Origin of the sequence: Kitasatospora sp. NPDC008115 (genome assembly GCF_042957205.1) — a bacterium.
Taxonomy (GTDB): domain Bacteria; phylum Actinomycetota; class Actinomycetes; order Streptomycetales; family Streptomycetaceae; genus Kitasatospora.
In genome coordinates, this window is sequence record NZ_JBIBHU010000004.1 from 73,014 (window position 1) to 94,542 (window position 21,529).

20 protein-coding genes and 1 pseudogene are annotated in these 21,529 nt (G+C 75.3%); 4 read left to right on the forward strand and 17 right to left on the reverse strand.

Translation table 11 applies throughout. The annotated features are described in order from the left end of the window. Positions 1–31: 31 nt before the first annotated feature. The 10 genes from ACFZBX_RS06625 to ACFZBX_RS06670 all read right to left on the reverse strand — a co-directional run bounded on the left by ACFZBX_RS06625 (position 32) and on the right by ACFZBX_RS06670 (position 12,625). A complete protein-coding gene (locus ACFZBX_RS06625; protein WP_391532089.1) occupies positions 32–829 on the reverse strand; it encodes an inositol monophosphatase family protein in 798 nt (265 codons plus the stop codon). A gap of 167 nt (positions 830–996) precedes the next feature. Beyond that, positions 997–2,256, reverse strand: coding sequence for a type III PLP-dependent enzyme (locus ACFZBX_RS06630; RefSeq protein WP_391531841.1), 1,260 nt, complete (start codon positions 2,254–2,256; stop codon positions 997–999). After that, positions 2,253–3,974 carry an IucA/IucC family protein gene (locus tag ACFZBX_RS06635; RefSeq protein ID WP_391531842.1) on the reverse strand — a complete coding sequence of 574 codons (1,722 nt, stop codon included), beginning with the start codon at positions 3,972–3,974 and terminating at the stop codon, positions 2,253–2,255. The genes ACFZBX_RS06630 and ACFZBX_RS06635 overlap by 4 nt, the downstream gene beginning before the upstream one ends. Further along, positions 3,971–5,320, reverse strand: coding sequence for an MFS transporter (locus ACFZBX_RS06640; protein WP_391531843.1), 1,350 nt, complete (start codon positions 5,318–5,320; stop codon positions 3,971–3,973). Before ACFZBX_RS06640 ends, ACFZBX_RS06635 begins: the two co-directional genes overlap by 4 nt. Further along, positions 5,317–7,155, reverse strand: coding sequence for an IucA/IucC family protein (locus ACFZBX_RS06645; protein WP_391531844.1), 1,839 nt, complete (start codon positions 7,153–7,155; stop codon positions 5,317–5,319). The genes ACFZBX_RS06640 and ACFZBX_RS06645 overlap by 4 nt, the downstream gene beginning before the upstream one ends. Beyond that, positions 7,152–8,396: an acetyl-CoA carboxylase biotin carboxylase subunit family protein gene (locus ACFZBX_RS06650; RefSeq protein ID WP_391531845.1), complete on the reverse strand. Its 1,245-nt coding sequence runs from the start codon at positions 8,394–8,396 to the stop codon at positions 7,152–7,154. Before ACFZBX_RS06650 ends, ACFZBX_RS06645 begins: the two co-directional genes overlap by 4 nt. 96 nt (positions 8,397–8,492) lie before the next feature. After that, a complete protein-coding gene (locus ACFZBX_RS06655) occupies positions 8,493–9,512 on the reverse strand; it encodes an ABC transporter substrate-binding protein (RefSeq protein ID WP_391531846.1) in 1,020 nt (339 codons plus the stop codon). Positions 9,513–9,609: 97 nt separating this feature from the next. Further along, positions 9,610–10,497, reverse strand: coding sequence for an ABC transporter ATP-binding protein (locus ACFZBX_RS06660; RefSeq protein ID WP_391531847.1), 888 nt, complete (start codon positions 10,495–10,497; stop codon positions 9,610–9,612). Further along, positions 10,497–11,570 (reverse strand): FecCD family ABC transporter permease, encoded by a 1,074-nt coding sequence (locus ACFZBX_RS06665; protein WP_391531848.1) that lies wholly within the window; start codon positions 11,568–11,570, stop codon positions 10,497–10,499. Before ACFZBX_RS06665 ends, ACFZBX_RS06660 begins: the two co-directional genes overlap by 1 nt. Next, positions 11,567–12,625 (reverse strand): FecCD family ABC transporter permease, encoded by a 1,059-nt coding sequence (locus ACFZBX_RS06670; protein WP_391531849.1) that lies wholly within the window; start codon positions 12,623–12,625, stop codon positions 11,567–11,569. The genes ACFZBX_RS06665 and ACFZBX_RS06670 overlap by 4 nt, the downstream gene beginning before the upstream one ends. 133 nt (positions 12,626–12,758) lie before the next feature. Between ACFZBX_RS06670 and ACFZBX_RS06675 the strand changes: the two genes are divergently transcribed. Further along, positions 12,759–13,742 (forward strand): (2Fe-2S)-binding protein, encoded by a 984-nt coding sequence (locus ACFZBX_RS06675; RefSeq protein ID WP_391531850.1) that lies wholly within the window; start codon positions 12,759–12,761, stop codon positions 13,740–13,742. A gap of 56 nt (positions 13,743–13,798) precedes the next feature. Next, entirely contained in the window at positions 13,799–14,200 is a 402-nt protein-coding gene (locus ACFZBX_RS06680) for a VOC family protein (RefSeq protein WP_391531851.1), read from the forward strand. Positions 14,201–14,384: 184 nt separating this feature from the next. On the opposite strand, the gene ACFZBX_RS06685 is transcribed toward ACFZBX_RS06680, so the two are convergent. Together ACFZBX_RS06685 and ACFZBX_RS06690 are read right to left on the reverse strand one after the other, a co-directional pair. After that, positions 14,385–15,092 (reverse strand): bleomycin resistance protein, encoded by a 708-nt coding sequence (locus tag ACFZBX_RS06685; protein WP_391531852.1) that lies wholly within the window; start codon positions 15,090–15,092, stop codon positions 14,385–14,387. Between the two features lie 46 nt (positions 15,093–15,138). Further along, the gene (locus tag ACFZBX_RS06690) at positions 15,139–15,489 is read right to left on the reverse strand and encodes a hypothetical protein (RefSeq protein WP_391531853.1); all 351 of its coding nucleotides are present in this window, start codon (positions 15,487–15,489) and stop codon (positions 15,139–15,141) included. A gap of 284 nt (positions 15,490–15,773) precedes the next feature. On the opposite strand from ACFZBX_RS06690, the gene ACFZBX_RS06695 reads away from it, so the two are divergent. After that, positions 15,774–16,004, forward strand: coding sequence for a LysR family transcriptional regulator (locus ACFZBX_RS06695; protein WP_391532090.1), 231 nt, complete (start codon positions 15,774–15,776; stop codon positions 16,002–16,004). Here the strand turns inward: ACFZBX_RS06695 and ACFZBX_RS06700 are convergent. After that, entirely contained in the window at positions 15,914–16,408 is a 495-nt protein-coding gene (locus ACFZBX_RS06700; RefSeq protein WP_391531854.1) for a GNAT family N-acetyltransferase, read from the reverse strand. The two genes, ACFZBX_RS06695 and ACFZBX_RS06700, sit on opposite strands and share 91 nt — an antisense overlap. Continuing rightward, positions 16,405–16,806 (reverse strand): NUDIX domain-containing protein, encoded by a 402-nt coding sequence (locus tag ACFZBX_RS06705; protein WP_391531855.1) that lies wholly within the window; start codon positions 16,804–16,806, stop codon positions 16,405–16,407. The genes ACFZBX_RS06700 and ACFZBX_RS06705 overlap by 4 nt, the downstream gene beginning before the upstream one ends. A gap of 115 nt (positions 16,807–16,921) precedes the next feature. Here ACFZBX_RS06705 and ACFZBX_RS06710 point away from each other — a divergent pair, with 115 nt between their 5' ends. Beyond that, on the forward strand, positions 16,922–18,961 hold the full coding sequence (locus ACFZBX_RS06710; RefSeq protein ID WP_391531856.1) for an SMI1/KNR4 family protein: 2,040 nt from the start codon (positions 16,922–16,924) through the stop codon (positions 18,959–18,961). A 95-nt stretch (positions 18,962–19,056) separates the two neighbouring features. Here the strand turns inward: ACFZBX_RS06710 and ACFZBX_RS06715 are convergent. The 3 genes and pseudogenes from ACFZBX_RS06715 to ACFZBX_RS06725 form a co-directional block, all read right to left on the reverse strand. Continuing rightward, positions 19,057–19,551, reverse strand: a pseudogene (locus tag ACFZBX_RS06715) (GNAT family N-acetyltransferase); the annotation flags it as partial. Between the two features lie 26 nt (positions 19,552–19,577). Continuing rightward, positions 19,578–20,567: an ABC transporter substrate-binding protein gene (locus ACFZBX_RS06720; protein ID WP_391531857.1), complete on the reverse strand. Its 990-nt coding sequence runs from the start codon at positions 20,565–20,567 to the stop codon at positions 19,578–19,580. A 165-nt stretch (positions 20,568–20,732) separates the two neighbouring features. Further along, positions 20,733–21,527 (reverse strand): MerR family transcriptional regulator, encoded by a 795-nt coding sequence (locus ACFZBX_RS06725; RefSeq protein WP_391531858.1) that lies wholly within the window; start codon positions 21,525–21,527, stop codon positions 20,733–20,735. Positions 21,528–21,529: the final 2 nt, after the last annotated feature.

A 21,529-nucleotide genomic window follows, 5' to 3' on the forward strand; every position in this document is an offset into this window, starting at 1 on the left:
CGGGGGCGGGGCGGCGGGCCGGGCCGGGCTGCTACGGCGCGAGCAGGATCTCGCGGCAGCGCTCCCAGGTGGCCGGGTCGGCGGCGACGAGCAGGCCGTCCTCGCCGCCCGGGGGTTCGGGGTGGTACGGGGTGCCGTCGAGGCGGGCGGAGCGGCCGCCGGCCTCGGTGAGGAGGAGGGACCCGGGCGCGTGGTCCCAGGGGAGGGTGCGCCAGTAGAGCATGAAGTCCGCGGCGCCCTCGGCGATGTCCGGGTACTCGAAGCCCGCGGCGTGGCGGCCCGGGGTCATCTCGCCGAAGGCGGCGGTGTTCGCCTCCACCAGGCGGCGGCGGGACGGGTCGAGGAAGCGGCTCTTCACCGAGCCGCGCCACTTGGCGGGGTCGGTGCCGGCGGGGGTGCGGGTGAGGCGGTGGCCGTCGCGCCAGGCGCCGGAGCCGAGTTCGGCGGTGTAGGTGGTGGACGTGACGGGGTGCCGGATCCAGGCGGCGACCGTCCGGCCGTCGCGCACCAGGGAGACCATGAGCGCGTACTCGGGCCGGCCGGCGATGAAGTTGGAGGTGCCGTCGACCGGGTCGACGAGCCAGACGGCGGGTTCCGCGAGCAGCGCCCCAGTGAGGTCCGGGTCGGCGGCGACGGCCTCCTCACCCACCACGGGGACGGGCAGCAGCTCGCGTAGGCGCCGGGCGATGATCACCTCGGCCTCCCGGTCGGCGACGGTGACCACCTCGCCGGGGGCCTTCTCCATCACCTCGCCGGCCGCCAGCGCCCGGAACCGGGGCTCCACCACCTCGGCCGAGGCCTCGGCGATGATCTCCGCCACCCTGTCCATCAGCACGTGCCCGCTCCCTTCGCCGGCTACCACCTTCGCACGTCAGTGCGGATTCGGCGTGCGGCGGGGCGGTCGTGCCGGGGGCTGACAAATGACAGCTGACAGATAACAGATGACAGATAACAGATTTCAGAATCTGTCATCTGAAATTTGTCAGCTGTCAGCCGTCAGCCGCCCAGGTAGTGGAAGCCCGGGCGCGGATGCATCAGGAAGTCGTGGTGCGAGATGTTGAACGCGTACGCCCCCGCCATACCGAAGAGCACCCGGTCGCCCGCGCGCAGGCCGGCCGCCGCCGGGGCGGCGTGGGCGAGGACGTCCTTCGGGGTGCAGAGCTGGCCGGCCAGGGTCGCCCGGCCGGTGGTCACGGCCGGGCGCGTCCACGGGTGCGGCCAGGCGGTGACCGGCAGCGGGTCGAACGGCTGGCTGTGGCCGCGGGTGGCCGGGGTGCGCAGGTGGTGGGTGCCGCCGCGGACGACCGCGAAGTCCTCGCCGTGGCTGCGCTTCACGTCCAGCACCTCGGTGGCGTACCAGCCGCAGTACGCGGTGAGCGCCCGGCCGGGCTCGATCCGCAGGACCGGCCCCGGGTGGCGCTCCAGCAGCCGGCCCAGGCCCTCGCCGAACGCCGCCCAGTCGAAGCGCGCCGCCGGGTCGCCGTAGTCGACGGCCATGCCGCCGCCCACGTTGACCTCGTCCAGCGCGAACGCGTGCCGCTCCGCCAGCCGGACGGACCAGGCGACGATCCGCTCGGCGATCGCCAGCTGCTCGCCGGCGGTCAGCCCGCTCGCCAGGTGGGCGTGCACGCCGCGCAGCCGCAGGCGCCGCCGGACCGGGCCCAGCGGCCCGACCGGCTCGGTGAGCAGCCGGACGGCGGCCTCGGCCCGGTCCGGGTCCAGCCCGAACGGCGTCGGCCGCCCGCCCATCGCCAGTGCCACCGAGTCCAGCGCGCCCGCGCCGACCGGCAGGTTGACCCGCAGCAGCACGTCCACCACCGCCTCCGGCCGGTCGGCCAGCACAGCGGCGAGCCGGTGCAGTTCCTGCTCGCTCTCCACGTGCCACCGGTGCACGCCCGCGTCCACGGCGGCGGCGATCTCGGCGGGCGTCTTTCCCGGCCCGCCGAAGGCCAGCGGCGCGTCCGGCACGGCCGCCCGCACATGGGCCAACTCGCCGCCGCTGGAAACCTCGTAGCCGTCCACGGCGTCACGCAGCGCGGCCAGCACCGGTGCCTCGGGGTTGGCCTTGGCGGCGTAGTAGAGCTCGACGCGCTCCGGCAGGGCGGCCCGGACGGCCGACGCGTGGGCCCGCAGCACCGCCAGGTCGTAGACGTAGGCGGGCAGTTGCTCCGCCGCCAGGCCCGCGACATGGCGGCGGACGGCCCCGGTCACGGAAGCGGGGGCGGAGGTGGCGGGGGCTTCGAAGGGGGCGGTCATCGGGTCCTTCCGGCGGGAACGGGCGGGGCCTGCACGGGGTTCGGGGCGTGTGCCGCCTCGGCCAGTACGGAGCGTGCCAGCGGCGAGGCGAGGCGGACATAGCCGGCCGCACGGTCGGCCTTGCGCTCCCAGCGGGTGAGCAGATTGGCCTTGCCGGGCAGCGGCACGCCCGCCAGCAGCGCCCGCAGCCGCGGCGGGCACCCGTGCGCGGCGGCGTACTCGGCCAGGACGCGGCGTACCGCCTCCCACAGCGCCCCCTCCGCCGCCGGGTGCAGGTCGGCGAGGGCGGCGAGCAGTTCGGCGACGTGGTTGACCAGCAGGCAGTAGACCACCCGGTCCCAGCCCCGCTCGGCGTCGTACGCCATCGGCCCCGCCACCTCGGGCGGCAGTGCGGCGAGCAGGGCCGCGTGCCGCTCGGGGACGAGCTTGGTCCCCTCCAGGTCGCGGAAGAGCACCTGGACCGGCCGCCCGGCGGCGTCCACGCCGATCAGCACGTTCTGCAGGTGCGGCTCCAGGACCACGCCGTGGTCGAAGTAGGCGGCCAGCACGGGCGGGAGCAGCAGCCGCAGGTAGGCCGTCCACCAGTCGAGCGCCCGCGCCTGGCCCGCCGTGCCGGGCAGCAGCCGGGAGACGTGTGCCGAGCTGGTCGGGTACTCGTCGGCGACGGCGGCGGCCAGCAGCGGGGTGACGCCGGGGCGCAGCGCGCCGCCGAGGCCCTCGCGGACGATCAGCCCGAACCCCTCGTACAGCGCCCGGTCGGGCCGGCCGTCGGCGCCGGGCACGGCGAGGGTGCGGAACGCCGGTTCGCGCAGCACGGCCGCGTCCGGGAACCGTTCGGCGAGGTCGGCCAGCACGGGGGCGAGCAGCCGGGTGAGGGTGACGGCGCCGGTCAGCTCGTAGGCGGCGTTCTTGCGCAGGCAGTTGGTGATCCGCACGTTCAGGCTGAACTTGAGGAACGCGCCCGCGCCGTACAGGGTCCGCACCGAGGCGGTGGCGGCGAACGGAGCGCCGCCGGGGCCGAGGTCGAGGATGTCCCCGCTCTCCAGGGCGCCCCTCAACAGCGGGTGGTCGCCGATCAGTTGGTACTGCCAAGGGTGGGCGGGCAGCAGCCGGTAGCCGTCCGGGACGGGGCCGAGCCCGTCGAGCAGCGCGGTCGCGGCCGGGTCGGCGGAGGACTCGGCGACCAGTTCCCGCCGTACGGCGAGGTGGCGCAGCGGGAAGGCGGCGCGCGCCTCGGGGGCGTAGTCGCGCCAGTCGCCCCGTTCGGCGGAGCGGGACTTGGGGGCGGGGTGGAAGCGGTGTCCGAACAGCAGTGCCTGCTCGGACTCCAGGTAGCGGTCGGTGCCCGGCTCAGGGCGTCCCGCCAGGGCGGCGGCGACGGCCGCGTGGCTGGAGGCGAGTTGGCCGAGGAACTCCTCGTTGACGGTGCCGGTGCGCAGTTCCAGTTCGCCCTGGACGTGCCGGGCGAGCCCGTCCCGGTCCAACTCGCGCCAGCCGTCCTCGTGTTCCTCCTCGACCGGGCCGGTGAAGCGGTGCGCGCCGAGCAGCGAGGTGCGGCGCAGGGCGACCCGCAGCAGGGCGCCGCGCCGGGGCAGGCGGATCAGCAGCCGGCCGTCGGTGACGGCGGTCTGGTGCTCGGGCGCGGACACCTCGCGCAGCAGGCAGTTGACCAGGGTGTGGGCCACCGCGTGGTCGGCGGTGGGCAGTTGGTGCGTCATGAGTGACTCCAACGCTGGCGGACGGGGGAGCTGAAGGCGGTGGCCGCGACGGCGGCCAGCAGTGCTGCGGCGGTGCCGGCCAGCACGGGGGAGGCGGCGCCGAACCGGCCGTTGGCCAGCGCGGCGACGGCGCCGGCGGCCACGGCGCCGCCCTTGGAGACGAATTCGAGGGTGCCGAACATCCGTCCGGGCGCCCGGCCGCGGGCGGCCTCGGCGGCCAGCACCGCGAGGCAGACCAGGCCGAGGGTGAGCCCGGCGCCGAGCAGCAGCCGGACGGCGACGAAGACGGGCAGCGAGTCGGCCACGGCGTGTCCGGCGAGGCCGAGCGCGACGAGGACGAAGCCGAGGGCGAGGCCGGTGTGCGGGCGGTGCAGGAAGGCGGTGTGGGTGCGGGCAGCGAACGCCAGGTAGCACAGGTGCGGCAGGGCGAACAGCACGCCGGTGGTGGTGCCGGAGACGCCGGGCAGGCGCTGCTCGGCCAGGGATATCAGGTAGGGGAAGGAGATGACGGTGGCGAAGACGAAGGCGAACTCGAAGGCGTAGAGCGCGCGCAGCGGCGCCCGGCGCGGCTCCTCGGCGGACGACGAGGCACCCTCGCCGCCCTCGATGCCCCCGCGCTCGGTGCTCCCGCCGTCCGGGGCCTCCTCGGCGGCCGCGGCGCCCTTGCCGCGCTTGGTACCCCTACCACCCTTGGCGCCCCTACCGCCCTTGCCGCCCCGCGTCGTGCCGGGCTCGCCCGGTCGGCCCGGCTCCGGCAGCAGCGCGAGCAGGCCGGCGGCGGCCAGCGGCAGGGCGGCCATCAGCAGGTACTGCCGGTGCGGGTCGATCCACGGCGACAGCGCGCCGACCAGGATCGGCGCCGCCACCAGCGAGGCCCGCGCGCTGCCCTGCATCAGGGTGAGCGCCCTGGACAGCCGCGCGCCGTCGAGGGCGGCGGCCAGGTAGCCGTTGGTGGCGGCGAAGGTGCCGCCGAGGAAGCCCTGGAGGACGAGGGCGAGGGTGAACGCGGTCAGCGAGTCGGCGGCGCCGGCCAGCAGGAAGGAGACGGTGAGGCCGAGTTGGGCGCGGAGCAGCAGCCGCTTGCGGCCGAACCGGTCGGCGAGCCGCCCCCAGAGCGGGGCGCCGAGGGCGCTGAACACCGTCGGGACGATGTAGAGGACGCCCGCCCAGCGGCCGTCCGGGTCGCCGAGGGTGGGCAGGATCGCGGTCAGGTACGGCGGCAGGCCGAGGGCGGCGAAGGAGGCGACGAAGTAGCAGGCGGCGACGGCATGCACCTGGCGGCGGCCGAGCCCGCCGGGGTGGACGGCGCCGGGACCGCAGGTCAGGGGCGCCGCGTCGACCGTCATCGCGCGCTTCCCGTCGTGCCGCAACCGGTCTGCGGGAGGAGGTAGTTGGGGCCTTCGGTGTAGTGCTTGTTGATGTCGGCGGCGCCCGAGCGCTGCTTGCTGAGCAGGGTGCCGGCGGTGACCATCGCCTTGACCGGCAGCCGTTCGGCGTCGAGCAGGGCGGTGCGCAGCGGTTCGGCGGCCGGTCCGGCCCGTTCGACGGCCTCGGCGAGCCGCTTGCGCAACAGCGCCAGCAGGTCGTCGAGTTCGGCCCGCCCGTGGGCGGCGAGGCCGAACGCCAGGGCGCCGGTGCACAGATGGCCGGTGATGGTGGCGAACAGGTCGGTGAGCGGACGGTCGTCGTCGGCGAAGACCCGGGCGTCGTCGAACTCCTCGCGGGCGGGCGCCGATTCGCCGAGCGCGGCGGCGAGGCGGCCGGGGTGGACGCGCGGGCCGTCGTCGTCCTTGTAGAGCAGGCGCGGGGGGCCGCCGTCCTCGTCGAGGACCAGCGAGGTGTTCTGCTGGTGGGACTCCAGGGCGACGCCGTACCCGAAGAGGGTGGTCTGCCAGTCCAGCAGCAGTTCCAGCAGGGCGTCGTAGAGGGCGACCGTCCCGCCGCCGAAGAAGCGGTCGGCGAGATGGTCGACGACCAGGCGCCCGCCGGTGCCGGCGCCGCCGCCGGTGCCGTCACCGGCACTGCTCCCCGGCGCGCCCGTTCGCGGCGCCGGGGCGAGCAGGGCGGCGAGCGGGACGGTCACGGACCGCTCCAGCCCGGCCGGTTGGCGGCGCAGCAGCACCGCCAGCAGTTCGTGCCCGGCGTGCGCCCAGGTCTGCTCGTCGGCGTGCAGGATCCGCCCGGCGAAGCGCGGTTCGCGCGCCAGCACGGCCTCGACCAGCCGCTGTCCGGCGGCGCCGTCGCGCAGGGTGCCGGGCTTGATGGTGCGGCGGTTGAGCCGGCCGAGGGTGGCGGTCGCGAGCGGGAGCTTGAGGTGGTGGACGGGGTCCTCGGCGACGGCGACGGTGCGCATCGAGAGGGTGGGGACGACGGTGAGGTACGGGCGTTCGGCGAGTACGGCGCGTCCGTCGAGGCCGGTGGCGCGCAGCGCCTCGTCCAGGGCCGGTCCGACGGTGAGCGGGTGGACCGGCAGGGTCTCCCAGGCCTGGTTGCCGCCGGGCAGGTCGAGGCCGAGCCAGCCCTGGGTGGGCCACCAGCGCGGCAGTGGCCGCTCGCCGTGCCGGGTGAGCGTGCCGGCCGGCAGGGCGAGCCAGCGCAGCTCGAAGGCCGGGTGGAACTCCGGTGCGTGGGAGCGCAGTTGCGTCTCGTCGAGGCCGGACCGGCCGCGCGCGGTGGGGTAGACGGGGTGGTCGAGGTAGGCGGCCAGGGTGTCGTGGCCGAGCGCGGCGGCGGGGCCGCTCCAGCGGGCCGGGTCGGCGCCGTACAGGTCGGTGAGCGCGGTGTGGACCTCGTCGCGGACCCGGTCGTGCAGTTCCATGGTGGCGAGGGTCTGGCGGCACTCCTCGGCGAACGCGGCCCAACCGGGCCGGTCCTCCGGGTCGGCGTGCCCGGCGAGGGCCGTGAGGACGGCGTCCAGGCCGTGGACGGGGCGGCCGTCGAGTTCGACGAGCGGGAGCCGGGCGGCGTACTCGCTCTGGAAGCCGTCGGCGGCGACGGGGACGGCGATCGGCGGTCCGGCGGCCGCCAGCCAGGCGCCGTCGGCCCGTTGCTCCACGGCGGCGCGGGTGCGCAGGTGGAGCACGTCCTCGCGCAGCAGCGCGGACAGCACCCGCAGCGCGAGGGCATCGGCGGCGGGGGAGCCGGCAACGGGCGGGGAGCCGGCGCGGGCGGTGGCGCTCACGGGGTGATCTCCCAGCGGTTGGCGGCCGTGAAGCGCGCCACGGCGGCGTCGACGGCGGCCTGCTCGGGGCCGACCGCCCAGATCACGCCCAGGTAGTCCCGGTTGGTGCGGTAGTGCTCGTGCCGTTCGCCGACGGCGCGCAGCGGCCGGTAGGCGAGCCGCACCCCGTCGGCCCGCTCCTCGGCCCGCGCGTCGTACGGTCCCGGCGCGGCGGTGAGCGTGCCGGCCCGGTCGGCGCAGACCGGCTCGTTGCGGGCCCGCAGGGTGGTGGCGGCGCAGCGTTCGCCGAGGTCGGCGGGCAGTTCGCGGCCGAGATGGGCGGCGAGGATGTGCTCGAACAGCGGAATGCCGAGCACCTCGGCGAGCATGAGGTCGCACTGGTCGCCGATGGCGCGGTAGTTGACCTCGATGATCCGGGCCCGGCCGTCCGGCTGGACGACGAACTCGGTGTGACAGGCGCCGAGCCCGACGCCTGTCGCGTCCAGCTGGGCGAGCACCTGGGCGACCACGGCCGGCGGGTGGGCGGGGACGAACTCCAGCATCTCCTCGATGAAGTCCGGCGGCGGGGAGAGCCTGGTGCGAAATCCCCCGAGGACGTGCCGGCGGCGGCCGTCGCCGAGCGTCTCCAGGGTGCACAGCGCCCCGTCCAGGAACTCCTCGGCGACCAGCGCGGCGCCGGGCCGTCTGGCCTGGATCTCCTTGGCGAGCCGCACCAGTTCCCCGGCGTCGGCGGCGAGTGTGACGTCCTCGCTGGCGACGCCCTCGCGCGGCTTGACGACGACGGGGAAGGGCAGGCCCGCCTCGCGCAGCACGGACGGGTCCTGGTCCGGGGCGAGTTCGGCGGAGCGCACGGTGTCGAGGCCGGCGGCGGCCAGGTGGCGGCGCAACTGGCCCTTGTTCTTGGCCCGCAGGGTGGCCTTCCAGTCCTTGCCCGGCAGCCCGAAGTACTCGGCGGCCAGGGCGGTCTGGGTCTGCAGGTGGTCGCTGTTGCTGAAGACGGCGAACGGCTCGCGGCCGTCCAGGGTGAGCCGCGAGATCAGCCCGACCACCTCGCGGAAGTCGTGCACCTCGCACGCCACCACCTCGGGCCGGTGGGGCAGTTCGGCGTAGGCGTCGCGGTGGGCGTCGGTGTGGCCGGCGGGCGTGAGGACGGTGACGTCGAGTCCGATCCGGGCGGCGGCCGGCAGGAATCCGTCGGTCACCGAGTCGGTCGGGTTGAGCGCGAGCAGGTAGAGGCGCATGGCCGGGTGGGTCCTCTCCGCGGGGTGGTGTGGGGGAGGACGGGGGACGGGCTCCGCACGGCCCGCCCCCCGGTGCCTCCGGGCTTGGGGCCGGGCCTACTTGGGCGCGTCGACGCCCGCGGCCTTGGCGATGTCGACGAGCATGGCCTCGGCGGCCTGGACGCCGATGCCCGACATCCAGGTCTCGTCCGGCACGTTGAAGACCTTGTTGTTCTTGACGGCGTTCAGGCCCTGCCAGACCGGGGTGTTCTGGACCTCGCTCTGCTTGGTCTTGGTCGGGTCGTCGGCGACGGTGACGAAGACCAGGTCGGCGTCGGCCTGGTTGATCTGCTCGGCGCTGACCTCCAGCATCGACTTGTCGACGTCCTGCGAGGCGGGGCGGCCCAGGCCGGCGTCCTTCAGCACGACGCCGCTGAACGACTGCTTCTGGTAGAGGCGGGTCGGGCCGGCCACGAAGCGGACCACGGAGGCGGTCGGTGCGGTGCCGCCGTTCTTCGCCTTGATCGCCTCGCCGAGCTTGGCGGCACGGGCCTCGTAGTCGGAGAGCGCCTTCTTGGCCTCCGCCTCCTTGCCGAGCGCCTGCGCGTAGAGGGCGAGGTTCTCCTTCCACGGGAAGCCGGTGGTCTCGGCCAGCACGGTCGGGGCGATCGCGTTGAGCTTGTCGTAGACCTTGGCGTGCCGGACCTTCGAGGAGAGGATCAGGTCGGGCTTGAGGGAGGTGATCAGCTCCAGGTTCGGCTCGTTCATCGGGCCGACGTCCTTGGTGTCCTTGATCTTGTCCTTGAGGTAGCTCGGGAAGCCGCCCTCGGTCTTCATGTGCGGGGAGACCGCGCCGACCGGGGTGATGCCGAGCAGGGTGACGTCGTCCAGCTCGCCGCTGTCCAGGACCACCACGCGCTTGGGCTGGGCCTTGATCTCGGCGGTGCCGGCGGCGTGGGTGACGCTGCGCGGGAAGACGGCGGCGGAACCGGCGGCGGAGGCGTCCCCGGCGGGCTTGGCGGCGCTGTCGCCGCCCTTGGAGTCGCCGCCGCTGCCGCAGGCGGCGAGCAGGGTGGTGGAGAGCGCGACGGCCAGGACGGCGACGGGGAGTCTGCGGGCGCGGGTGGAGCGGCTCATGAGGGGGTTCCTTCTCTGGTTCCGGGGCAGGGCGGGGACGGGGCAGGACAGGGCAGGACGGGACAGGGCGGGGGATGCGGCCGGGTCGGCGGCGCGGTCAGTCCCGGGCGGCGGCGGCCCGTTTCGACCGGGCCTTGGGGACGACCAGCGGCGTGCCGGTCTCGGGGTCGGGCACGACCTGGCAGGGCACCTGGAAGACGCGCTCCACCAGCTCCGCGGTGAGGACCTCGCCCGGCGCCCCGGCGGCGGCGAGCCGCCCGTCCTGGAGGACGACCAGGTGGTCCGCGTACCGGGCGGCCTGGCCGAGGTCGTGCAGCACCATGACGACCGTGCGCCCGGCCTCGGCGTGCAGGTCGGCGACCAGGTCGAGGACGTCGAGCTGGTGGCGCAGGTCGAGGAAGGTGGTGGGCTCGTCGAGCAGCAGCAGGTCGGTGTCCTGGGCGAGCGCGAGCGCGATCCAGGCGCGCTGGCGCTGGCCGCCGGAGAGCCGGTCGACCTGCTGGTCGCGCAGCGCGTCCATGCCGGTGCGCTGAAGCGCCTCGTCGACGGCGGCCTGGTCGGCCTTGGACCACGGGGTGAGCATCCGCTGGTGCGGGAAGCGCCCGAGCCGCACCAGCGCCTCGACGGTGACCGCCTCGGGCGTGACGGGCTGCTGGGGCAGCAGGCCCATCCGCCGGGCGAGCGCCCGGGCGGGCATCCGGTGGATGTCGGAGCCGTCCAGGGTGACGGTGCCGGCGGCGGGGTCGAGCAGGCGGGTCAGGCCGCGCAGCAGGGTGGACTTGCCGCAGGCGTTGGGCCCGACGATGGCGGTGACGGCGTTGCCGGGCAGGTCGAGGTCGAGGCCGTCGACGATGGTCCGGTTGCCGTAGCGCAGGCCGAGGCCGTGGGCGGCGAGCCGGTTCGTCGCCTTGTCGGGGTCGGGGACGGGCACGGGGACGGGGACCGGGGCGCCGGCGGTGGCGGCCTTGGCGGCGTCGAGGGTCATCAGCTGCTCCTCTGGGGAAGCCGGCCCTGGCGGATCATCAGCACCAGGAGCCAGGGCGCGCCGAGCGTGGCGGTGACGGCACCGACCGGCAGGCCGTGGACGGGGATCACGTGGAGCACGAGGAGGTCGGAGGCGAGCAGCAGCAGGGCGCCGGTGAGCGCGGTGAGGCCGAGCGTGCCGAGGGTGGGCGGCCCGGCGAGCAGCCGGACCAGGTGCGGCACGGCGAGCGCGACGAACGCGACCGGCCCGGTGAGCGCGGCGGCGAGCGAGGCCAGCGCGATGGTGAGTAGGAGCAGCAGGACGCGGTCGCGCTGCGGGCTGAGGCCCAGGCCGCCGGCCGAGTCGTCGCCGAGGTCGAGGACGGCGACCCGGCGCTGGCAGAGCACCACGGCGGCGGCGCAGGCCGCGATGGCGGCGCCGCCGATCCACACCTCGGTCCAGTTGCGGCCGTAGAGCGAGCCGGTGGTCCACTGCATCGCGGAGGAGGCCAGCTCGGCCGGGAAGCGGACGATCATCAGATTGACGGCGGCGGCGAGGCCCTGCTGGACCGCCAGGCCGACCAGGACCAGCCGGGTGACGGCCATCCGGGAGCGCCAGGCGAAGCCGCCGAGCAGCAGCGCGGCCAGCAGGCCGCCGCCCAGCGCGGCCAGCGGGATGAACTCCTGGGAGGCACCGGTGGCGAGCATCAGCACCGCACCGAAGGAGGCGCCGCCGGTGACGCCGATGGTGTCGGGCGAGGCGAGCGGGTTGCGGAACAGCCGCTGGAGCATCGAGCCGGCCACCGCCAGCCCGGCGCCCGCGATCAGCGCGGAGACCACGCGCGGGGCGCGGAACTCCTGGACCACCAGGACGTTGCCGGAGTCGCCGATCCCGGCGAGCGCGCGCAGCGCCTCCCAGACGGTCATCCGGACCTGCCCGGTGCCGAGCGCGACCCCGGTGAGCAGGACCAGCAGCGCGGCGACGACCACGGACCAGGCGGCCGTGCGGGCGCGGCGGCGGGCGGCGGAGGTACCCGTGCGCGCGCCGCCGCCGGCAGTGGTGGCGGCGCTGCGGGCGGGGGCCGGGGCGCTCATCGGGCCGCCTTGCGGGCCAGCACCGCGAGCAGCGGCGCGCCGAGGAAGGCCGTCACGATGCCGACCTCCAGTTCGGAGGGCCGGGCCACCAGCCGACCGAGCACGTCGGCGGCGAGCAGCAGGACCGGGCCGACGATCAGGCAGCCGGGCAGCAGCGCCCGGTGGTCGTTGCCGAGCAGCGGGCGCACCAGGTGCGGGGCGGCCAGGCCGATGAACGCGACCGGCCCGGCGACGGCGATCGCGGAGCCGGCGAGCAGCACCACGGCGAGTCCGCCGAGCACCCGGATCCTGGCCACCGGCACGCCCAGCGACTGGGCGGTCTCGTCGCCGAGCGCGAGCGCGTTGAGCGCGGGCGCGACGGCGAACGCGCCGATCAGGCCGAGCGCCAGGAACGGCAGCACCGGCAGCAGGACGTCCAGGTGGCGCCCGGCGACCGAGCCGGCCAGCCAGAAGCGGGCCTCGTCCAGGGTGCGGTGACTGGCCAGCATCAGCGCGGACGTCCACGAGGTGAGCACCACGGTCAGCACGGTGCCGCCGAGCGCCAGGCGCACCGGGTCGAGGTCCCCGCCGTGGCGCGACATCGCGTACGCGGTGACGGCGGCGAGCGCCGCTCCGGCGAAGGCGAACCAGATGTACTCGATCGGGCGGGTCAGTCCGAAGGTGTAGATCGCGGCGACCACGGCGAAGCCCGCGCCCGCGTTGATGCCGAGGGTGACCGGCGAGGCGAGCGGATTGCGGGTGACGCCCTGGGCGACGGCCCCGGCGACGCCGAGCGCGGCGCCGACGGCGAGTCCGATCAGCGTGCGCGGCACCCGCAGGCCCGTCACCACGTCCGCGTCGCCGCCGTGCTCATCACCGGTCAGCGCGCCGATGACGGTGCCGAGCGGGACGGTGCGGGATCCGAGGGCGAGGCTCAGCGCGACGCACAGCGCGAGCACGCCGAGCGCGGCGGCGAGCACCAGCGGGAGCCGGGCCGGCGAGCGGCGGTTGGGAGCCGGGGCCGCGGGGCCCGGTGGATCGGTTGTCAGCACGGGGGGAGATATTAGGTTAGGCATGCCTAATACCGTCAAGCCCTGGCGGGATTGGTCCGTACCGGGGGCGTCGGCGGGCGAACTTCCGGGGGTGGCGCGAGGCGGTCTCCGAGTGCCTATAAGGTGAGCCTCACCTAACGCGATCTCGGGAGTGCCGATGATCTTCTCGGGTTCGTCCCTGGCTGCCGACGTGCCCGGCGCCATGCCCGCCGCGCCCGCCACCGCGCCCGTCGCGTCGTGCTCGGTGAACCCGCTGGACGCCGACTACCGCCTCCTGCTGGACCTCTGCCCGGTGCTCCGGGTGCGGCTGCTCACGGCGGACGAACCCGCCCCCGACCGTGCTCAGGGCTGGTACTCCGCCGACGAACTGTCCTGCGAGCCGGACGCGCTGGCGCTGGCGCTGGCCGGCGAGGCCGACCGGATCGCCCCCGTCGCCGCCGCGCACGGCACCGCCCCGCGCCCGCACGTGGCCGCCTCCCGGCTGCTGCACCACTACCTGTGGTCGCTGTGCGTGCTGATCGCCGGTCCCTGGTGGCTCACCCGGCGCGTTCCCTCGATCGACGGCGCGAACCTGTGGCTGCACGCTCCCACGGGTGATCTCGCACTACGTCCGGGCGCCTATGTCACGCTCCCCGGCGAGGACGAGCTGCGCGCCGAACTGCGGGCCTCCGTCGTCACCCACGCCGAACCACTGCTCGCCGCCTTTGCCGCCCCCACCCGGCGCGGCACCCGCGCGCTGTGGGGCATGGTCACCGACGACCTCGCCTCGGCGATCTGGTACCTCGGCAAGCGGCTCGACGCGCGCGTGGCGGACGCGGGCTCCGGGAGCGGTACGGGGGCCGATGTCGATGCCGGCGCGGGGGCCGGGGCCAGGGCCGGTGCAGGGATCGGTGCAGGGGCCGGTGCCGGTGCCGGTGCTGCCCACGAGGATGCCGCCGTCGCGGCCGCCGGGGCCGTCCTGCCCGGTCGCACCGACCCGCTCCCCGGCGCCGCCGACTTCCGGCGCCTGCGCGGCGAGGACGGCCGCGGCCACCACACCCGCACCCGCCTCGGCTGCTGCCTCTACTACGCCGTCGAACCCGACCGGGCCTGCATCACCTGCCCGCGCACCGGCGACGAGGAGCGGCTGCGCCGGCTCTGACGGCTTCCCCGGCCTCTCCTGCTGCTCGGGGGCGTGCGGGGGTAGGCTCGGCGCCCGTGATCGACTCCACCACCCACATCCGGGTCGCGCGCCCCTCCCGGGACCTCGCCGCGGCCGAGCGGTTCTACGTCGACGGCCTCGGCCTCGCCGTGCTGTGGCGCACTGCCGAGCGCGTCCCCGGCGAGCACGACCTCCTGATGGTCGGCCCGTCCGGCGGCGGCTGGCACTTCGAACTCACCCGCGACCCCGAGCGCCCCGTCGTGCCCGCGCCCACCGTCGACGACCTGTTCGTCGTCTACCTCGGCGCCACCGTGGACGAGGCGCTGGTGCGGCGCCTGGAGGACGCCGGCGGGACGCGCGTGCCCTCGCACAACCCGTACTGGGACGAGTACGGCGTCACCGTCGCCGACCCGGACGGCTACCGCCTGGTGCTCTGCACCCGCAGTTGGAGCTCCTGACCGCGCGCAGGGTCCTTGAGCGGCGCGCCGGCTGCGGCGTGCGCGCCGTCCGCGCGGTGCGCTCCGCGCGGGCCGCGTGCACCGTCCGCGCCGGGCACAGCGTTCCGCACTCTTGCGCACCCTTGCGCCGCGCCGTTCGCGCCGCTCAAGGACCCTCGGGCGTCGTGGCCCGACTGATGTCGGGTCAGATCAGGACGTCCGCCAGCCGCTTGAGGTCGTCGCGGACCGACTCCCGCTCCTCCTCGGTCAGTTCGGCGGCGGCCGCGTCGGCCCGCCGGGCGAACGCCTCGGCGCTCGCGCCGTCCGCGAGGCGGTGCGCCAGGTCGGCGCGCAGCGCCAGGATGCGGAACAGCAGTACCGGCGCGGGCGGCCCGTCCGGCCGGGTCAGCGCGCGGTCCAGTACCCGGGCGGCCGCGGCCGGGTCCTCCTTGGAGTCGGCGAACAGCGCCGCGTGGTGCAGGGCCTTCGCGAACGGCTCCTCGGGGGCGGGCTGGTGCCGCTGGTCGGCGCGGATCGGCTGGCCGATCCGCAGGCAGTTGCCGCCGGGGTCGGTCACCAGGAACTGCCGCACGCCGTGCGAGGTGTCGCCGACCGGGCCGATCCGCGGCAGGCCGCGGGTCGGCACCCGCCCGTAGGCGGAGCGCAGGCCTTCCTGGAACGCGGCGTGCAGCGCGTCCACGTCGTCCGTGCGGACCAGGCAGGTGCTGTAGGAGGCGCCCGGGTCGTACTTCTTCATGCCGAAGAAGTGCAGCTGGATGGCGCCGCGCTGGACCACCGCGTACGGGCTGGGGCTCTGCTGATGGTGCGTCACCTCGAAGCCGAGCGCGGCGTAGAACTCGAGAACTGGCGGGAGGGCCTGACAGGGCAGGATCGGAACCGTCGATTCGACCATGCCCGCTGACTTTACCCCTGGTTGACAGTGAATCGGACGCTTCCGGTCAGATGTCGACCCCGGGAACGTCGCGCCCGTACGCGAGGAGGAGCAACTCCTGGCCCGGCCGGGTGACCGTCCGACTACCGCTTCCGTACGACCGGTCGAGGTCGGTGGCGCGCGGTGCGGCGCCGCCCGGGCGGGCGCCGAAGAACCGCACGGTACGCGGAGTGACGCCGGCCGGCAGTGGACGCCGCCGCTCGGCGGGCACCCGGCGGTCACCCGGGTCGAGGCCGGGGGCCACCGTGATGTCCGGGCCGTGCACGACGTCGTGCCCCGGTGCGGTGGCGAGCCCGCCGACCGGTGGCTTCCAGGGGTGGTGCGCGTTGTCCTTTGGCGCGGCGGCGAGTTGGGCCAAGGTGGCGAAAGCCCGTGCCCAGGTGCGCCGACACCCTCGCGCACCAGCCAACCCGCGCAGAGCGAGGGCGAGTTCCACTGCGCGAGGGACAGGCTGTCCAGGACGTCGGCGAGTTCGCGCCGCTCGGCGGCGATCCCGGAGCGCGGCTGCCCGGTTGCGCAGTGGCCGTGGGTGTGCGTCGTGATCACCAGGCTGTGGGAGGGGACGGCCACGGGGCCAGGAACGGGCTCCGGTCCCTGGAATCGCCGGATTCGGAGCTTCGGCAGTCGCAGTACCTGGTGAGGGTGGTCGAGGAGGGCGGATTCACCCGGGCGGCCGATCGCCCGCACCTCGCGCACCCCGGGATCGGCGCGCAGGTCCGTGGTCTGGAGCGCGAGTTGGGCCGGCGGCTGCTCGACCGCGGCGGACGGCCCGCTCACCCCGCTCACCCCGTGAGCCGCTTGGCCATCACCCGCTCCGCCGCCCCGTCCGGTCCCTCCGGGGCGTCGGCCTCGACGTACCCGTGCCGCCGGTAGAGCGCGACGGCCGCCGTGTTGCCCGGCAGCACGGCGAGCCGCAGCGCCGCACTGCCCTGGAGCCGCGCCCACGCCTCGACGGCGGCGAGCAGCCGGTCCCCGACGCCCTGGCCGCGCGCCCGCGGCCCGACCCACACCGAGCGCAGCTCGCTCACCCCGTCCCCGGGCACCCCGCCCGCCAGACCGACCGGCCGCCCGTCCGCCGCCACGGCCACCACGTGCACGGCGTCCGCCCGCGCGAACCGCGCCCGCCACTGCTCCTCGCCGCCCGTGGACCAGTCCGCCAACCGCGCCTTGAACGCGTACGGAGCGTCCGCGAGCGCCGCCAGCCGGGCGTCCCGCCACAGCGGCCAGTCGGCGGGGTCGGCGGGCGTCAGCACCCGGAGCGCGAAGCCCCCGCTCACAAGGCCACCGGTCCGCCACCACCGCGCCGGTCCGTGGGCCGCTTGCGCACGCTCGCCACCATGGGAAGCCCGTCCGTCTCCTCCGGCGTGAACCACCCGACCTCGGACGACTCGTCGGCCGTCCGCAGCACACCGCCGGCCGGCCGCCCCAGCAGACAGGCCGGGAACCCCTGCCGCACCTCCCCGTCGTCGTACGCCATGACACGACGGGGACTGGTGTACGTCCCGGCGATCCCGGTCACCACCACCTCGATCCCGGTCTCCTCCAGGGTCTCGCGCACCAGCACCCGCACCAGCACCCGCCCCGTCGCCTCGTCCACGGCCACCACCGACGCCGCCGGGACCAGACTGTTCGCCGCCGGAGCCCCGGGGGCGTCCTCGTAGTCACGCCTCGCCATGCCCGCCATCCTCCCGCCTCGGCCTGCCGTCCCGACCAGTTGTCAGCCCCCCTCGGTGACAGCCGACCTGATGCGCCGGCGGGAATTGTCGGAGGTGCGTGCAAGGATCACCACCATGACGGATCAGGTGTTCGACTGGCGGCCCTTCCTCGTCCGCTGGAGCGAGGAGTGGGCCGGGGCGTGCGCCGACCCGGCCGAGCTCTGTGCGGAGGACGAGGAGGCGTGGCGGGCGCGCTGGCTGGGGTTCGACGGGGCGCCGGCCGAGCGCGTCGCGGCGGCGGAGGCCGGGCTGGGGTGCGGGCTGCCGCCGTCGTACCGGGAGTTCCTCGCGGTCAGTGACGGGTGGCGGCACGCGGGCGGCTTCGTGGACCGGCTGGCCGGGACGGACGGCGCGCGGTGGCACCGGGACGCCGACGGGCTCAGCGAGTACTTCGACGACGGGGAACTGGAGGGCATGTGGCAGCGGGCCCTGCAACTCGACGTCGAGTCCGACGCGACGCTCGTCCTCCTCGACCCGGGCGACGTCGACGCCGACGGCGAGTGGGCGGTGTACTGGTACGCCTCGTGGCAGGGCTCGCCGCCGCAGCGGTACGCGTCGTTCCGCGCGTTCATGCGGGCCATGTACCAGGAGTTCCACAGCCTGAGCGCCCACCGGCACGGCGCGGCGTTCGCCAACGCGACCACCCGTGAGGCCGACGCCCGGGTCGAGGCTGCCCGCCGCGACGCCCTCGCCGGGGCCTGGGAACGGGCGGAGGAGGCACTGGCCGAGGCCGTCGGCTTCGGACGGCCGCGCGCCCTCGGGATGCTCGACCAGGTGCGCCGGTTCACCCGGCCGCAGTCCGTGCCGACCTTCGGGGACCTGCCGGGCGACCCGGCCTACCTCGGCGAGGTGGTGCCGGTGCTCGCGGCCGACCATGTGCGGAGCGGGCACGACAGTTCGGTGTGGGGCTACACGCTGCGGGTCGACTCAGGGGAGCTACGGACCGAGGCCGACGAGGTGCTGCGGCAGGTGCGCGGGCGCGAGTACCGCTACGCACCGCCGGGTCCGTTCGGGGAGGCCGTCGAACGGGCGCGGGCACAGGCGCGCTGGGGCGGCACGGACGCCGCCTGGCGGACGCTGTGCGCCGCGCTGCCGCTCTGGACGCCGGTGGGGCCCGACCACCTCGCGCCCGTCGGGCTGCTCGCGGACACGCTGCTCGGGCCGCTGCTCACGCCGGAGCGCGGACGGGACGTGCTGGCCACGCCGCGCGGCCTGCCCGACGGGGCAGCGGGGGAGCGGACGGAGGGGGAGTGGACGGCGGGGGAGCGGACGGAGGGGGAACCGGGGGCCGGGTGCGACGGCCTCGCCTGGCTGGCCCTGGAACCGTCCACCGGCCGGCCCGAGCCGTACCGTTTCGTGCTGGTGGAGGGGGTGCCGCCGGACGGGCTGCCGGCCGTCCTCGCCGGGGAGGGGGCGGTGCTGGAGCCGCCCGCTACCCGTTGGGAGGCGGTCCGGGCCCGGTTCCTGGACCGGACGGACTTCTCGTCCGAGGACCCGGTGCCCACCCGGGTCGGACACGCGGGCGGTGACGGCGGCGCCGGCTGGAGCTTCGCCTTCGAGGCGGAGACGTCGTCGGGGCCCGTGGGACCGCGCATCGCGGCGCCGGCCGTGACCGCCTCCGGCCGGACGGGCGGGCGCGCCCTCGCGGTCTACGCCGCCCCGGAGGAGGGCTTCTTCCACCTGTCCGTGGCCGAGGGCGGGGTGGAGCGGTACGGGTTCACGGTGCGCGGACCGGAGGTCGCCCGCAGGGGAGCGGCGGAGGTCCCGCCGGGCCTCGACCCGGAACGCCACTTCGGTCCGCACGCCCACGGCCGCCAGGGCGAGCACGGCCTGCTGGCCGCGCTCGCCGTCGAGTTCGGGGTGGCGCTGCCCCGGTTCGCGCTCACCGGCGGGCGGCTGCACTTCTTCGCGGACCCGTCGTGGACGCCGCTCCGGGTGCCGGGCGAGAGCTATTCGGTGGCGAGGATCGTGCTCACGGAGCCCCAGCCGACATCGGACACCCGGGAGGCGCTCGCGGCGCTGTGGTCGCGAACCGCCGGGGGTGCGTCGGGGGCTTCGGGGGCGTCGGGGCCGACGCCGGGGCCGGGGCCGGGCGCAGCGGGTGGCCCGATGTAGCGGCCCCCGGGGTTGTCGTGAGTGCCGTCGGGGCTGTCGCGGCGGCGCCGTTCCTCCCACTCCTCGCGGAGCATGCCGAACAGGAGGCGGTCGTAGCGGACGCCCGCCAGCAGGACGGCGGACCGGCGGCGGCCCTCCTCCTGGAAGCCGAGGCGGCTGAACGCGCGGGCGGCGCGGGCGTTGCCGCTCCAGGTGTCCAGTTCGATCCGGTGCAGGGGGAAGGTGCCGAACAGGTGGTCCACCAGTAGGCCGAGGGCCTCGGAGCCGTAGCCGCGGTCCCAGAACTTCCTTTCGCCGATGGCGACTCCGACCTCGACGACGCCCTCGTGGGGGTCGAGGCCCCGGTAGTCGACCAGGCCGATCGGGCGGCCGCCGGCCTTCTCCTCGACCGTCAGCATGGCGGCCTCGCGCGGGTTGAGGCGCAGTATCCGCTCGAACCGCTCCGCCAGCGCCTCGGCGGTGGTCGGGCCGAAGCGTGGGTCCCCGGCCGCCGCCATCCGGACCACCTCGGGGTCGTTGCGCCACCGCAGTTGGTGCTTCGCGTCCTCGGCGCGCATGGCGCGCAGTCGTACCGACTTACCTTCGATCATGACGGGATGGTAGGGCCGCGGCGCCGTCAGCCGGCGAGGTGGTGGTGGATCTGGTCGAGGATCAGGCCGGCGCCGGTGTAACCGATGCCGAGCATCCACAGGTTGTCGTCGACCTGGTAGACCTTGCCGTTGCGGACGGCGTCGAGGCTCTTCCACAGTGTGCCGCCGACGATCCTCGGCTGGTCGGACTTGGTCGCGTCGCCGTAGACCGAGTAGAAGATGACGTCGGCGGCGGCCTGGTCGGCCTGTTCGGGGCTGATCTCGATGGAGAAGCCGGGCTTGTTCTGGTTGGCGGGGCGGCCGACGCCGAGGTCGGTGAGGATCGAGCCGATGAAGGTGTCGTTGAGGTAGAGACGGGTGGGCGCGCCGGCCAGGAAGCGGGCCATCTCGACCTTGAGAGCGGCCGCCTTCTCCTTGCCGCCGAGCGCGGTGACCAGGTCGGCGAGCTTCGCCCGGTACGCCTGTTCGGCCGCTGCCGCCTCGCTCTGGCGGCCGAGGGCCTCGGCGTGCAGGCGGACGTTCTCCTTCCAGGCGGGGCCGGTGGTCCTGCTCAGCACGGTCGGCGCGATCTTGGAGAGCTCGTCGTAGCGCTTGTCGTCGCGGACCTGGTTGCTGAGGATGACGTCCGGGCGGAGGGCGGCGACGGCCTCCAGGTCGGGCGCGCCGATGGTGCCGACGGTCCTGATCCCGGCGAGGCGTTCGGCGGGAAGGTAGGCGGAGAGCGGTGCGCCGGCGGCGACCGTGGTGGCGCCGACGGGGGTGATGCCGAGGGTGACGGCGGAGTCCAGGGCGTCGGTGTCCAGGACGACGACCCGGCCGGCCCGTGCCGGGACGGTGCTCTCGCCGCGCGCGTGCCGTACGACGCGCCCCTCCGGGGCGTTCGACGCTCCCGCCTTCGCGGGGCCGCCGGAGCCGCACGCGGTGAGCGCGAGCCCGGAGGCGAGCGCGGCGGTCAGCGTGAGCAGGCGGCGGCGGGTCAGGGGCGCGGGGAGGGCAGGGGCGGGGGCGTCGGACATCGGGCGACTCCGTTCCGGAGGCAGACGGCGAGGCGTCCGTTCCCTGCCCGGCGGTGCGGATCGTTACGCCTGGGGGCAGCCGGGGGCGGCTGACAAATGACAGCTGACAGATTTCAGATGACAGATAACAGATTTCATCATCTGTCAGTTGTCAGTTGTCAGCCGTCAGCCCTCGCCGTCCTCCTGGTGCTCCATACGTTGGCGGAGCAGTTCGTCGTACTCGGCGTGCACCCGGCGGTCCATCGCCAGCGCGAACTGGGCGTCGGTGACCGTCCGGGCGAGCGGGCGGATCCGCAGGACCCGCTCGGTCAGTCGGGCGGCCTCGCCGGCTGGCAGCGGGCCGTCGGCGGCGAGTGCACCGAGCAGGTGGTCGCGCACCAGGGAGGTGAAGATCTCGGCGATCGCCGTCACGTGCTCCTGGGTCTGCCGGCTGGCCTCCAGCACCACCGCGAGCGGGACCCCCTCCTCGACCAGTGCCGTGGTGGCGTCCATCAGCCGCCGGCTGACATGCGTGATCCCGTCCTCCTCGACCGTGATGAAACCCTGGGCGATGGACTCGGCGGTGTTCTCCTCGGTGAGCTGGTCGCCGAGGGACGCCTTCAGCTCGTCCCAGTCGAGGTGGACCGGCGTCTCGTCGGACCACGGTGCGACGATCGCCGCCTCCAGGCCGATCAGCTCGGCGACGTCCCGCCCGCATTCGCCCGCGCCGATGAGCTCGGCGATGCCGCCCAGGGTGTGGCCGCGCTCCAGCAGTTCGGCGATCATCCGCAGCCGGGCCAGGTGGGCCTCGCCGTACCAGGCGATCCGCCCCTCCCTGCGGGGTGGCTGGAGCAGCTTCCGCTCGCGGTAGAAGCGCAGGGTGCGGGTGGTGATGCCGGCCGCGTTGGCCAATTCCTCCACCCGGAACTCGCGATGTCTGTCCTGACCGGCGGTTTCTTCCTCGTCCACGGCGCTCAGCATAG